Genomic DNA, 14,195 nt, shown 5'->3' with positions numbered 1-14,195 from the left:
TTTATAATCCCGTAATTCCCATTTTTTTCATAAGAAAACAGGCATTCATGTTTTGCGCTACACCCTCTCTGATCTTATATGAGAAAGTGAGGTTATCATTCGTTATGTCAGCCTCGAAGCGGTAATCTTTTACATTGTCAGGATATTCACTTTCGAGATTCCCTAAAACAAGGTCGTGTGTTGCTATGATACCGTTCCCGTTCAGAGCGATAAGTTGTTTCATTAATGCCAGAGAACCTTTTTGTTTATCTTCCGAATTGGTTCCTTTCAGTATTTCATCTAGAATAATAAATAGTTCTTCGCCTGATTGCAATCTGTCAATAATCATTTTCAACCGTTTTAATTCAGCAAAGAAGTAGGATTCATTATCAGCAAGGGAGTCGGCGGTTCGCAGGTTGGTAACTAAACGTCCCGGATAGAAAGTCAATTGTTCGGCGCAAACCGGAGCTCCTGCACATGCCAATGTGTGATTAATACCGATAGTACGCAAATATGTACTTTTTCCTGCCATATTGGCTCCCGTAATGACAAGAAAGAACGGACTTTTGGATATATTCACATCGTTTCTGACACAAATATCACGGTGAATCATCGGATGCCCCAAAGCCTGTCCTTCAAATATAAATTGATCGGCAGGGGTAGGATAGGTGTAGTCGGGATGATTAAACGCAAATACAGAGAATGACATCAAAGCATCAAATTCGGCTAAAGCTCCGAACCACTTGCCTATATTGTTTTTATTTGCTTCTGTCCAGTCTTCTACTTTGATAGAGTATCTCACAGCCCAGACCAGATAAGGATTGAATATCAAGGCTACCGGAAATGTCTTGGAGACCGTAAGATTGTTATAAAACGATTGTAATCGTTTTATAGATTTGGATGCTGATGTGATACCCGATAGTTCGGCTTGTAGCGATTTGAGGCGGGGAGAGTTGAACGTTTCTTGCTCTATAATTGTCATCAGGTCGGAGTAAGTCCCCAGAACTTTCGATTTGCTGTCGAATGTATCCATAATCAAGCTGACCTTTCCGAGTGGAATGCCTGTGATGATAAGGGTTGCAATATAGACGATAGAGTAATATCCGCCCGGCATGATGTCTGTATATATCAATATTGCAGATATGATATGGATAAGCGGAACTATATACAACATACTTTTCCAGAACAAACTGTTTGCAAGCAGCGGAGCTTTAGAGAATGATTGAGAAAAGTCTCGGGTATTCAGTTTATCCATCTCGGTCATTTGCCCTATTGCCCTGAAATGCGCTAATAGTTCGGGATTGGAAGAGAGTTCTCTTATAGCATCCTGTTGGAGTAATATGTTCTCTTTTTGTTCAAAAGGGTGTATGAGTGTATCTGCCAGCTTGTCTTTTCCGAAAGATGTTACGGTGCGATTGAGTGATTGAAAGAACGATCGTTTGCCGAAAATATCCAGATCGAGACTGAAGCTATGTTCAGCGTCTATTTTATCAGCACCGTTGTCAAATGCAGAGAAATCGTAATCAATGGCTTTTAATTCATCTTTTGCATTTTTTATTTGCTCATCGCTGTAGTGCTTTTTTTTGTATAGAGAATTATGATATTGCATCAATACAAGAAAAGCGATAATGCCGATAGATGCATTTACTAAAACTACAGAGGTTTGTCCCCAATAGTAATAGATAGCTATACAGGATGCTATAAATATAATGAGACGTACTGATCCGATTCTGAAAATTATCTTTTTCAACTCATTGGATCTCTCTTGATATTTATTAATAATGTTAGTGTAATGTATTTTCAGATTGTCGATATTCATATTTTAAATTGTAACTTTCTCTTATTTATGTTACCCTTTTTCTGTTTATTGTTTATCAGATGTTTATCTGGTAAAAGGTTACAAAGGTTACACGCTTTATGCTCGTTTTTGGAGTGATACTTTTACCTCTCTGTCCCCCTTAAAAGGGATTTAGCTGACGCTCGAAAAAGCCCCTTCAGGCGGGTTGGGTCATTTTTCAAAAAGGTAACAAAGGTTACTCTGGATTTGTCCATTTTTCGTTGTTACTTTATTATACATTATTTTAAATCTCCTTATAAACAAGAGAGGCTGAGCCCCTTTCTCTTATAGATAAAATTCATAATTACTAAAAGTCTGTGACCTTAAAATAATTCATGCAGGATATCCAGAGATTTTAGAGTCTGGAAATCATGTAAATGTATACGATAATACTCGAGCATGCGATTGATGATATTCAGGCGGTCTTGGCGGGAGAATACAAAGTGATGCATGTTCTCGAATGATATCCGAGATAACAAAGATAATGCTTTGCTGTCAATTTTGTTTATATAATGATGATGAAGTGGTTGATTTGATACAAAAATACCATTAAGCATGTCAAAATAATCGTTTTCGTGATAGTCTTCTAGATTTGGGTAAAATCCCATGAATCGAGTTAATTTCAACATAAATACCAAATGGAAATTAGCAAGTCCATACTCTGTTTCTTCCAGCACTTGTATAGATTGACTCAGGTAATTGTATATTATTTGAAACTCGTCTGTATCTTTCAGTATCCGGCTGAGGAATTCCGACAGGAAAAATACAATAGATGTTTTTACCATATTGCCTTGTATAGAGTGGAGTGGATATAACAGATGGGCCTCTCTTATACGTTGTATATCCCGTTTGACCTGGTGTTCGGCCTCCATATCTAATATAGACAGCGGTGCGAACATCGATTTTTGCACCTTTCCTGTTTTACTTTTCGATTTTGGAATCATATAAGTAACTCTGCCAAATTCGCTTGTATACAGCGATGCCAGAAGATACTTATCATTATAGTTGATTGTATTTAATACTATGGCTTGGGTTTTATACAGCATTTATTTGATTGATCAGCAAAATAAACTCAATTTCTTGTATACAAAATTACTGAATTTGAAGCATAAAAAATCCCGGACAATTAATTTATCCGGGATTTTTATACATTATCGGTTTTTATATCTTATTTACCTTGTTGTGCGTCTTTTAGCATTTTTTCGTTAGGAAGGATATATACCTCAACTCTACGGTTTTGAGAACGTCCGGTAGCCGAACTGTTGTCTGCAACAGGTTGTGTTGATCCCATTCCGGTAGAAGTCATACGACCTCCGGTTACACCCTTCTGCAGAAGGAAATTGTATACCGATTGAGCACGTTTTTCAGACAATGGGTTATTAACGGCATCAGAACCTGTATTGTCTGTATGTCCGATTATTTGGATATCTGTGTCCGGATTGTTCTTCAATGAAGTAGCAAACTGAGTTAAAGCACTCTGTGAAGCGGTACTCAATGAGCTGGAGTTCGTCGCAAAAAGAATACCTGATTCGAATGTAACTTTGATAGCTTGTCCGTCATTGATACTTTCTACCTGAGCTCCGTTTATCTGTTCAAGTTCTGCTTTTTGTTTATCCATTTTATTTCCGACTACAGCACCTGCTGTACCTCCTAATACGGCTCCGATACCTGCGCCCCAGGCTGCACCTTTGCCGCCTCCGGCTATCGCACCAATACCTGCGCCAAGTGCAGCACCTGCACCAGCACCTATTCCTCCTCCTTTAACAGTATTGCTTGCGCCGCAGCTAGATAATAATAAAGCTGCACTGAGAGCTAATGCTCCAAATGATGTCTTTTTCATATAATTGTTGTAAAATAATAGTGTCCTATTCAGTTTTTTTTCAAAAACGTATCTGAAAATTTAGTATTACTACAAATCTTCGATACAATATCAGTATGTAACTTTCAGTACAATATACTTAAATAACATAACGGCTGTGTGCGTTATTCAAAAATATTCAGAGACTCGCAGTATGCCAGCTCTCCTTGTACAATAAAGGTTATTTCTTCAGAAGTGAAACTAGCCAGTTTGTCTTTTTGGGTATTCTTTAAAACAAACTGAATCAATTCTTCTTCATCAATGTCTATGACATCTTCATCAGAAGTGTTTTCGTCGAGCAAGCCTTTGTCTTCATAGAATTCGTAAACTATGTCTATCACATAATTTATTTCATCGTTTGAAAATTTTCCCTTTAAATCCTGCGGTAAATGATTTTGAATATACTTTACAGCTTCGTCTTCATCATAACCTATTGGATCGAGTTCCGTACTCATAATTTTCTTTTTTAGGTATTATAACTATTATATTAACAACTATAGGCTTTGTATGTTCAGTTGAATAAGGAGATGCCAAATAATGGGTAATCTGTAAGTGACTGACAGAATACAGGATACCCTTAAATAGATCAGGAACTTTATTTCTCCGACTTTTTAGTCGACTTTCCTTTTTTCTCTGAACTGGCTTTGGTTGTTTTCTTTTCTGTTTTTGAAGTCTTCTTCGATTTAGAAGATGTACTTTCTGTATTTTTTATAATTTCTTTGCACTGTTCTTCAGTCAAAGTTGCTGCATCGGTTCCTTTAGGTATCTTGTAATTCCCTTTCTGATAGGTAATATAGGGGCCGTATCTGCCGTTTAATACCTGAATTTCTTCGTCACCTTCTCCGAATATGCTGATTGTTTTTTCACTGTCTTTTTTCCGTTTTTCTTCGATCAGCTGTACAGCTTCCTCTTCGGTCACGGCATACGGATCGAGTCCGCGCGGAAGTGATATGAATTTGCCGTCATGACGGATATATGGTCCAAATCGTCCGACTGCCACCTGCATATCTTTACCTTCGTATTCGCCGACCGAACGTGGAAGGTCGAATAGTTTCAAAGCTTCTTCGAGTGTGATAGTCGTCAATGACTGGTTCTTCTGTAAAGAGGCAAAAGTTGGTTTCTCCTCATCGTCCTGCGTGCCTATCTGTACCATGGGGCCGAACCGTCCGATTTTAACGGATACCTGTTTGCCCGTTTTAGGATCGGATCCGAGTATCCGTTCTCCGATCTTATGGTCGGTATGGCTGTTCATCACTTCATCCACAACCGGATGAAAACTTTTATAGAACGTATCAATCAGGTGAGTCCATTCTTCTTGTCCTTCGGCGATGTTATCAAATTGTTTTTCGACTTTAGCTGTGAAGTTATAGTCGAGGATAGATGGGAATGATTGTGTAAGAAAATCATTCACGACTATACCTATGTCAGTAGGCTTTAATTTATTTTTATCAGCTCCTGTGATTTCTGTTTTTATAGAATCGGTGATTTTACTTTTTTTCAGTTGGAGTACATTGTACTTTCTTTCAACACCTTCTATATTACTTTTCTCTACATATTCTCTGTTTTGAATGGTAGATATAGTCGGAGCGTATGTTGATGGACGTCCGATACCCAGCTCTTCCAATTTTCGAACCAGTGAAGCTTCAGTGTATCGTGGCGGACGCTGAGTAAAACGCTCTGTGGCGGTTGTTTCCTGTAAATCCAGTTTTTCATTCAGATGCAGAGGCGGAAGCAGTGATGCTTCATCGGTGTCGGCGGGTTCATCGTCGGTATCTTCGAGATATACACGAAGAAATCCGTCAAATTTCAGCACTTCTCCTGTCGATACAAATTTCAGGTCATTATCCTTCGGTAGGTCTATGGTGACAGTCGTGCGCTCCAGTTCAGCATCAGACATCTGTGATGCAATTGTGCGCTTCCATATCAGGTCATATAACTTTTGCTCTTGAGAAGATCCTGATACTTTAGACTCATTCATGTATGTTGGTCTGATGGCCTCGTGAGCTTCCTGTGCACCTTTAGCTTTAGTCGAAAATTGTCGGGTTTTGGAATATTCTTTACCGTATACCGTTTCGATTTCTGTTCGAGATGTATTGATTGCCAATGACGAGAGGTTTACCGAGTCGGTACGCATGTATGTGATTTTTCCTGACTCATATAATTTCTGAGCGACGGACATGGTCTGAGATACTGAAAATCCAAGCTTACGGGCGGCTTCTTGCTGCAACGTAGAAGTTGTAAAAGGTGCTGCCGGAGACTTTTTGACCGGTTTGGTTTGTATATCATTTATCGCAAAGGCACTCTCGTTTTTCAGTTGTTCGAGAAGAGCCATTGCTTCTTCTTTCGTTTTCAGCCGTTTATTTAATTCGGCTTTCAGTTCGTATTTTGTTCCGTTTTCTTCTTTGATAAAAACAGCCTGAATTCTGTATGCCGCTTCGGTGTTGAAATTTTGTATTTCACGTTCGCGTTCTACTATTAAACGTACAGCTACAGATTGAACCCTTCCGGCGGAAAGAGCTGGTTTTACTTTTTTCCATAAGACAGGAGATACTTCAAATCCCACAATCCGGTCTAAAACACGACGTGCTTGTTGCGCATCCACCAGATTTTTGTCTATCTCCCGGGGATTTTCTATTGCATGTAGTATTGCATTTTTTGTAATTTCGTGAAATGCAATTCGTTTCGAATTCTTATCTTTCAGATCGAGAGCTTCGTATAAGTGCCATGATATGGCTTCTCCTTCACGGTCTTCATCGGAAGCCAGCCATACGACATCAGCATCTTTTGCAGCAGATTTCAGTTCCGAAACCAATTTTTTCTTATCGGCCGGAATTTCATATAATGGTTTATAGTTATGGGCCAGGTCTACACCAAGATCTTTTTTCTTGAGGTCGCGTATATGTCCGTAACTGGACATAACCTTGTAGTCCTTCCCCAAGAATTTTTCGATTGTCTTAGCTTTAGCCGGAGACTCTACTATAACTAAATTTTTCTGCATACTGTTGTCGTTTTTCAATTAAAATAAACGGTAAATGTACTCAAATTGTTTACCGGTTGTGTTGTTTTTAATTTTTATGAGTAATTAAAGAGCATATTGTTTCTGTTAAATTATAACATGCCGTTGTGGCTATGATTGTTAAAAAAGCTCTTCTTCTATTTTATAATTATTTCGTTCTGTTGAATTTCTGGATATTAACTCCCCTATAAACCCCGCAAGAAAAAGCTGCGTGCCGAGGATCATTGCTGTCAGAGAAATAAAGAAGTACGGAGAATCTGTTACCAGACGATAAGGCATGCCATGTGTCATAGCATATATCTTAGATACCCCGACTCCAATAACGGATATTAATCCAAGAAAAAACATCATACTACCCAACAATCCGAAAAAGTGCATCGGCTTTCGACCAAATGCCGATAAAAACCAGAGTGTCAGCAAATCCAGATAGCCATTAAAAAAACGACTGATACCGAATTTACTGCTCCCATATTTACGAGCCTGATGGTGTACTGCTTTTTCTCCGATCTTATTGAATCCTGCTATTTTTGCTAAGTAGGGTATATAACGGTGCATATCGTTATATACTTCGATGTTTTTGATTACATCTTTGCGGTATGCTTTTAATCCACAGTTAAAATCATGGAGTTTGATTCCTGATACCTTTCGGGCGGTAGCATTGAATAGCTTTGTGGGTAAGGTTTTGCTTAAAGGGTCGTATCGCTTTTGTTTCCATCCCGATACAAGATCGTATTTCTCATTGATGATCATATTATACAGTTCGGGTATTTCGTCGGGACTGTCTTGCAGATCGGCGTCCATAGTTATAATCACATCACCCTGAGCTACTTCAAAAGCACAGTGCAAAGCCGGAGACTTGCCATAGTTCCGTCTGAATTTGATGCCTTTTATCGAAGGGGATTCATCCCGAAGTTTACAGATTGTCTGCCATGAATGGTCGGTACTACCATCGTCTACGAAGATAACTTCGTAGGAATAGTTGTGTGCATCCATTACTTTACTGATCCATGCTGATAGCTCGGGTAAAGATTCTTCTTCGTTATATAATGGTATGACAACTGAAATGTCCATATTTATTAATCGTTTTGTGTTGGGTTTGGACTTTTTATTGAAACAAAATAACCTAAGATCAAAGATAGGCAAAATCCTATTATTACATTTCCGATAACGTTAGATGCTGTATAGTATAATGCTCCGTATGATGATAGAAATGATTTTGTCTGATCGTAAGCTGCGCTGTTGATATTAACCATTTTCATTTTGTCCATTAAATCGAATACCAGCCTGTTTTGTTCGGCTACAATTTCAGGATTGATTATCAATAAATGAAGACTCATTATAACAGCCTCAGGAATTGAAGCAAAAATGAATAGCAGCAAAGAGAATAAGATACATTGTCCGTATAATATTTTACCGCCTAACGCTACATCGCGATACCTGCACAGCAGGACATAAAATACAACAGGAGTACCAATACTCAATAGTTGGAATATATACTTGAAAATGTCGTGATAACTACCTCCAATAGCAAAAAGGTACTTAAATACCCAAAATAACCCCAAAGGTAAGGCATAGTTCATTGCCACCGAGAGGATATTATTATTTTTGTCGCTCATAACTTTTATACCTATCATTCGAATGATAGTGCGAAAGTAGCAAAAATTCTAAAGAAACAGAAAACTAATCCTATCATTAGGCTTTTTTCGGGCAAATTGGTATGTATACTTCTGTTAATAGTTTGTCTTTTTCCGTATTATCGGGATTGTTAAGATATTTCTCGAAAATTATACCCTTGCGGAATAAGTAACGGCTCTGAGGAAGCCATATAAACCAGATGCTTTTGTATAAGTCCGGTAGATTGGTGTAATCGCCATGATGGGTGAATACCGCATATATGCCGTCTTCGGTACTTGTACACGAAATATGCTTATTGGAAAGAACCGGATACTCGATACTCAGGCTGGCGCGAAATTCAGGATTCAGCTCTTTATCTAAGCATCCGAAATCAAAACATGCTCCTATTGACTCCGATCCTTCGTATAACAGTTTGCTGAATATGCTGAAAGAATAAAGTTTTCGCCATATGTCAGGATAAGTCATAGAACTTTCTATTGTATTCAGATAGATCAGGTGTTTCGGATATATTTTACATATTCGTGGGAATAATTGGTCGGCTCGCTGTATTGTCCATTTGTTAGGTGTTTGTTTATAGATACTGGGAGGAATTTCAAATCGCTTTTTGAATGCTTTAGATAGAGATTGAGTACTTTGATATCCGGTTGCTTCGGCTAATATTTCGAGTGATTCTGATGATGTTTGGAGCTGATGTGCAACATACTCGAGCCGTAACCGTTGAATGTATTGAGAGATATTTTCTCCTATGACAGCCTTAAATATGCGGTGAAAATGATACGGTGATATATTGGTGATACCTGCTAATGTTTCGAGTGTGATGGTTTCGTTCAGATGATTGTTGATATAATCGAGAGCTTTATTTACCGATTTATAATATTCAGCCTGCGTATCTTCTTTCTGTGCCCACCGTTTTAGTGTCGGATAAAGAATTTGCATGTTTTTGATGTATTCCTCTTTTAGCCCGCCTTGTGATTCTACATATTTGCTGCAAAGTTTGATCATCTCGTTCATCGTGACGTCTGATGTGAACTGCCCGTCTTGATAACAATAAAGACAATAATCCTCGATAGCTGCACCCTTACTGTCAGTCCCGAACATTTCGGGCTTATATAAAGGCATTCCGCAACTTTGGCAAACATGATTCCCCATAAAATGTTGTTCTATATGCTTGTAACTAAAGTTTCTGATTTTAGAAACAATGTCTCAAAGAAGTCAAGAGCACCTCTTTGAGACATTGTATACTATTGAGGCAGGCAGTTATTGCTGCCAGCGTTGCAATTTCGGAAAATACTGTTTCATTTGAGCAATGGCTTCTTCTTTAGTAAATTTCTGTTCCGAATCTTTATTAAATTCATCAAGATACTGAACACATTGGTTTATCATTTCATCCATTGTTACATCGGATGTGAATTCTCCATCTTTATAACAGTAACTGCAATAAGTCGTATTTTGTGTTCCATCCTGATTCTTGCTGAAATGCTCCTCCGTTAAAGGCATTCCGCAACTTTGGCAAAAATTTTGTTCCATAATCTTAGTTGTTTTTAATGATATGTACAAATATATGACCTTTCGCGATAAGGGAGGTTGTCCGATTTTGCTAAAATCAGGATTTAACGGTTGCTTACAATGATCTGCCTTTGAAAACAGAAGATTCTTCCGGTAGATATAATTTACCTGAGAATGTAATCCTTTGACTGTTGAAATTCGGAGTAACGGTGGCTGTGCAGCTATTGGTTCCATAGGGCATGTTAAAAAAGACCTGAGCTGAAAGTCCGGTTCCCATTATAGACATGCTGAATGTTATATTACCTTTTTTATCAGTATCTTTCTTTACATTCGAGACATTTCCTTCGACTGTAATACCACCTATTCCGTTCGGGCCGGCATAAGGTCCGTTAAATGCTAACTGGATAGTACCTCGTCCATCCTTTACCGAGATAAAGTTGGTATTGGTATCCACGTATACAAAGCTGCCGTTTTTAAAGGTTACCCGGTCTGCTTGTAAAACAAAAGATAAACTGTCGATAGCTTGTACTGCATTTTCATAAGCCAAACGGGCTTCGGCTTCTTGTATAGCCGCTTTTTCAGGATTTTGCTGTGTTTTACATCCTGCAAGAATTAATGTTGCAGTAAGTAACAAAAATGTTATTCGTTTCATAGCTTTATTGTTTTCTGAGTTAAACAAACTATAGAGTAAAAAGGTTTTTTAACGTCTCAGTCCTATTTGGAGACTTTGCAAGTATAACAACAACAGTCTGTTATTCTCAAAAGTACATTGTTAAATATCTTTTGTTACTTATAATCGAAAAAGAGCAACGCTGTATGGTTGCTCTCCTCGAATTATTTACATTTATTTTAGATAACAGAAAGCGTTTTATATCATACTTTTTAAGTGACAACTATCTGTTGCAGCTATGTCTGCAAGGCGAATGAGAAGGTTTGAGGCCTTACTTCACTTCTTTTTCTTCTTTTACATGAAGATCAATCGGGTGTTTTACTTTTTCTTTCAGTAATGCCACTTCGAGAACTTCACTTATGTCTGAAACATAATGGAATTTTAGTCCTTTCAGATATAGTTCTTTTATTTCTTCTATATCTTTTTTATTATCCTTGCAAAGTATAATCTCTTTGATGCCTGCGCGTTTTGCCGCAAGTATTTTTTCACGAATTCCTCCAACGGGGAGTACCTTACCCCGAAGGGTTATTTCGCCGGTCATAGCCAGATTTGCTTTTACCTTGCGTTGGGTAAATGCCGAAGCTAGCGAAGTGACCATTGTAATACCTGCCGATGGTCCGTCTTTAGGGATGGCACCTTCGGGAACATGCACGTGTACATTCCAGTTGTCTATAACATCACTGTCTATACCAAGCTGCTGGTTGTGTGAACGGATGTATTCCATTGCCAGCATAGCCGACTCTTTCATTACATCGCCCAGATTTCCTGTTAATGTCAGTTTACCAGCCTTGCCCTTGCTCAGGGATGTTTCGATAAATAATATTTCTCCTCCTACCGAAGTCCATGCAAGTCCGGTTACAACTCCTGCATATTCATTTCCTTGATACTCATCTTTAGAGAATCGCTCAGCTCCCAGATAATCGGTAAGATCAGCTATTTCGAGAGTTTTATTGAATTCGGTTTTAGTTGCCACTTTCAGTGCTACTTTCCGCATGATCTGAGCCAGTGTCTTATCCAAAGCTCTTACACCCGATTCTCGAGTATAGCTCTCGATAATCTTTTCTATTGTCTTTTTCGGAATGTCTATAGCGTCCTTATCCAATCCATGATTTTCTAATTGTTTAGGTATCAGGTGGCGTCGTGCTATTTCTATTTTTTCTTCAATGATGTATCCACTTATATCTATCAACTCCATACGGTCGAGTAGAGGCTGCGATATATTTGATATATTATTGGCTGTTGCAATAAATAAGACTTTTGACAGGTCATAATCTATATTCAGATAATTGTCATGAAATGTCGAATTTTGTTCCGGATCCAGCACTTCCAGCAAGGCCGAAGCAGGATCACCACGGAAATCGTTTCCGATCTTATCTATTTCATCCAAAACAAATACGGGGTTCGATGATCCGGCTTTTTGTATATTTTGGATGATACGTCCGGGCATTGCTCCAATATATGTCCGGCGGTGTCCTCGTATTTCCGATTCGTCATGTAATCCTCCGAACGATACACGTACGTACTTACGGTTCAATGCTTCCGCTATGGATTTTCCCAGAGAAGTTTTTCCTACTCCCGGAGGGCCGTACAAACAAATGATCGGTGACTTAAGGTCTCCTTTCAGCTTCAATACTGCCAGATGTTCTACGATACGTTCTTTTACTTTTTCCAATCCAAAATGATCATGGTCAAGTACTTTTTGAGCATGTTTCAGATTGAAATTGTCTTTCGTATATTCATTCCACGGCAAATCCAAAATAGTTTGGAGGTATGTAACCTGTGTCGAATAGTCAGGCGATTGAGGATGCAACCGCTCCAGTTTTTTTATTTCTTTATCAACGGCTTCTTCAACTTTTGCGTCCCATTTCTTTTTGCTGATTTTTTCTTTCAGCTCATCAACATCCGCTTGCTGAGGGTTGCCTCCAAGCTCGTCTTGTATGGTACGTATCTGTTGTTGTAGGAAATATTCTTTTTGCTGTTGATTAAGTTCTTCGCGGGTCTTCATCTGGATATTCATTTTCATTTCCAGCATTTGAGTTTCGCGGTTGAGGATCATCAACAGGCGGTAAGCTCGGTTTTTATCGTCGTCGATAGCCAGCAATTCTTGCTTTTCGTTACCCTGTACAGGTAAATTTGTACAGCAGTAATTTACCAGAAGAGGTGATTTTGCGCTTTCGTTTAGTTTGTTGATCAACTCTTTGGGAGGATCTCCATACATTCTCAGCATATGAATGGTTAAATCTCGGATCGAATCCAGAAGAACCTCATATTCTTTGTCATCTTCGGTTGCAGCCGTATGTTCTTTTACTGTATATCGTGCCTTAAGGTATGGTTCGGTTTGTGTAATCTGATCCAATCTGAACCTTTTCTTCCCTTGCAGAATAACAGTTACGTTGGGGTCGTTCGGTATTTCTATTACCCGGATGATTTCTCCTAAAACTCCTATATCGTACAGATCGTTTTGTTCGGGATCTTCGGTATTGGCATCTTTTTGGCATACCAATCCTATAATACCTTTTTTGCCCTGAAGGGTTTTCAGAGCTTTAAGCGATTTGGTTCGTGCTACAGTTATCGGCAGGTTCGTACCCGGAAATATAATTGTATTGCGTAATGCAAGAATCGGAATTTCTTCCTTTAGATATTTTTCGTCAATATCAAAATCAAGATCACCCAATTCGTCTGTCACAATTGAGATTATCGGTTCCGAACTTCCATCGTTAAACAAGTCTCTTTCTTTTCTATCAAACATTTTATTCTGTTATATTTTTTAGGCGTCAAAACCTTATGATCATTTTGTGAAAGTTGAAAAAATAGCTATATCTATTCTCCAACCGACAAAAGTACAATATTATATTAGTACTTTAGCCTTTTGTTTTATTACAAATACTATGCCATATGCAGAGATATGGCATTAGTGCTATTTTTGGAAAACAAATATATGTCAAATTCTTATTTTAAGTTTAAACATTTTACAGTCTATCAGGATAAATGTGCCATGAAAGTAGGGACGGATGGCGTATTGCTGGGTGCTTGGGCTAGTATTTCCGGTGTAAATTCTATTTTGGATATTGGTACAGGAACAGGGCTTATCTCTCTGATGCTGTCGCAGCGCAGCAATCACTCATTGCCTATTGATGCGATAGATATTGATAAGGATGCGGTTGTACAGGCTCAGGAGAATGTGTCTCAATCCGGCTTTTTGAATATATCGTGTAATTCGGTTTCATTGGCAGAGTACGAGCAGAATACTTCAAAGAAATACGATTTAATCATTTCTAACCCTCCGTATTTTATAAGCTCTCTTCTGTCGCCCGATAAACAACGAACAATAGCGCGCCATACCGAATCGTTGCCTGTTGATGACTTATTTCGTTTGTCTGCATCTCTGTTGGATACGGGTGGACGGCTTGCTTTGATTTTTCCATATCAGGATAAAGACTTACTGCTTAGTCTGGCTCAGAAGTCAGGATTGTTTACAGTTCGTATAACTAATGTAAGGCCTACTATGGCTTCGCAATATAAACGTGTTTTAATGGAATTTTCGAATATTGAATCTATGGTTGTTGAAAATGAGTTGACTATAGAGCTGGAACGGCATGTTTATACACCCGGATTCAAAGAAATGCTGAAAGACTTTTACCTGAAATTTTAGTATTTTATTTATATTTGTATAGAATCGTGTAAAATATATTCA

The 14,195-nt window shown here is 38.4% G+C and carries 12 protein-coding genes; 1 reads left to right on the top strand and 11 read right to left on the bottom strand.

What is annotated here, in order from left to right:
* Position 1: 1 nt before the first annotated feature.
* The 11 genes from K322_RS0115045 to lon all read right to left on the bottom strand — a co-directional run bounded on the left by K322_RS0115045 (position 2) and on the right by lon (position 13,250).
* Positions 2–1,798 (bottom strand): MutS-related protein, encoded by a 1,797-nt coding sequence (locus K322_RS0115045; RefSeq protein ID WP_035332227.1) that lies wholly within the window; start codon positions 1,796–1,798, stop codon positions 2–4.
* A gap of 341 nt (positions 1,799–2,139) precedes the next feature.
* Positions 2,140–2,862, bottom strand: coding sequence for a DNA repair protein RecO (gene recO, locus K322_RS0115040; protein WP_026627612.1), 723 nt, complete (start codon positions 2,860–2,862; stop codon positions 2,140–2,142).
* A gap of 122 nt (positions 2,863–2,984) precedes the next feature.
* On the bottom strand, positions 2,985–3,656 hold the full coding sequence (locus K322_RS0115035) for an OmpA family protein (protein WP_026627611.1): 672 nt from the start codon (positions 3,654–3,656) through the stop codon (positions 2,985–2,987).
* 143 nt (positions 3,657–3,799) lie between these two features.
* Complete coding sequence (locus tag K322_RS0115030; RefSeq protein WP_026627610.1) at positions 3,800–4,129, bottom strand: hypothetical protein; 330 nt, start codon at positions 4,127–4,129, stop codon at positions 3,800–3,802.
* Positions 4,130–4,269: 140 nt separating this feature from the next.
* Complete coding sequence (topA, locus tag K322_RS0115025; RefSeq protein WP_026627609.1) at positions 4,270–6,672, bottom strand: type I DNA topoisomerase; 2,403 nt, start codon at positions 6,670–6,672, stop codon at positions 4,270–4,272.
* 138 nt (positions 6,673–6,810) lie between these two features.
* Entirely contained in the window at positions 6,811–7,761 is a 951-nt protein-coding gene (locus K322_RS0115020; protein ID WP_026627608.1) for a glycosyltransferase family 2 protein, read from the bottom strand.
* Positions 7,762–7,766: 5 nt separating this feature from the next.
* Positions 7,767–8,306, bottom strand: coding sequence for a DUF4199 domain-containing protein (locus K322_RS0115015; RefSeq protein ID WP_157279482.1), 540 nt, complete (start codon positions 8,304–8,306; stop codon positions 7,767–7,769).
* Between the two features lie 76 nt (positions 8,307–8,382).
* Complete coding sequence (locus K322_RS0115010; protein ID WP_051290844.1) at positions 8,383–9,474, bottom strand: zinc ribbon domain-containing protein; 1,092 nt, start codon at positions 9,472–9,474, stop codon at positions 8,383–8,385.
* Between the two features lie 108 nt (positions 9,475–9,582).
* Complete coding sequence (locus tag K322_RS21410) at positions 9,583–10,065, bottom strand: zinc ribbon domain-containing protein (protein WP_320973672.1); 483 nt, start codon at positions 10,063–10,065, stop codon at positions 9,583–9,585.
* Positions 9,947–10,483 carry a DUF4251 domain-containing protein gene (locus K322_RS0115000; protein WP_026627604.1) on the bottom strand — a complete coding sequence of 179 codons (537 nt, stop codon included), beginning with the start codon at positions 10,481–10,483 and terminating at the stop codon, positions 9,947–9,949. The genes K322_RS21410 and K322_RS0115000 overlap by 119 nt, the downstream gene beginning before the upstream one ends.
* Before the next feature lie 289 nt (positions 10,484–10,772).
* The gene (lon, locus tag K322_RS0114995; RefSeq protein WP_026627603.1) at positions 10,773–13,250 is read right to left on the bottom strand and encodes an endopeptidase La; all 2,478 of its coding nucleotides are present in this window, start codon (positions 13,248–13,250) and stop codon (positions 10,773–10,775) included.
* Positions 13,251–13,439: 189 nt separating this feature from the next.
* Between lon and K322_RS0114990 the strand changes: the two genes are divergently transcribed.
* On the top strand, positions 13,440–14,153 hold the full coding sequence (locus tag K322_RS0114990; RefSeq protein ID WP_026627602.1) for a tRNA1(Val) (adenine(37)-N6)-methyltransferase: 714 nt from the start codon (positions 13,440–13,442) through the stop codon (positions 14,151–14,153).
* Positions 14,154–14,195 lie beyond the last annotated feature (42 nt).

Source organism: Indolivaga capnocytophagoides DSM 22835, from assembly GCF_000426485.1.
Taxonomy (GTDB): domain Bacteria; phylum Bacteroidota; class Bacteroidia; order Bacteroidales; family Dysgonomonadaceae; genus Dysgonomonas_A; species Dysgonomonas_A capnocytophagoides.
This window is presented reverse-complemented; position numbering and strand designations above follow the sequence as displayed.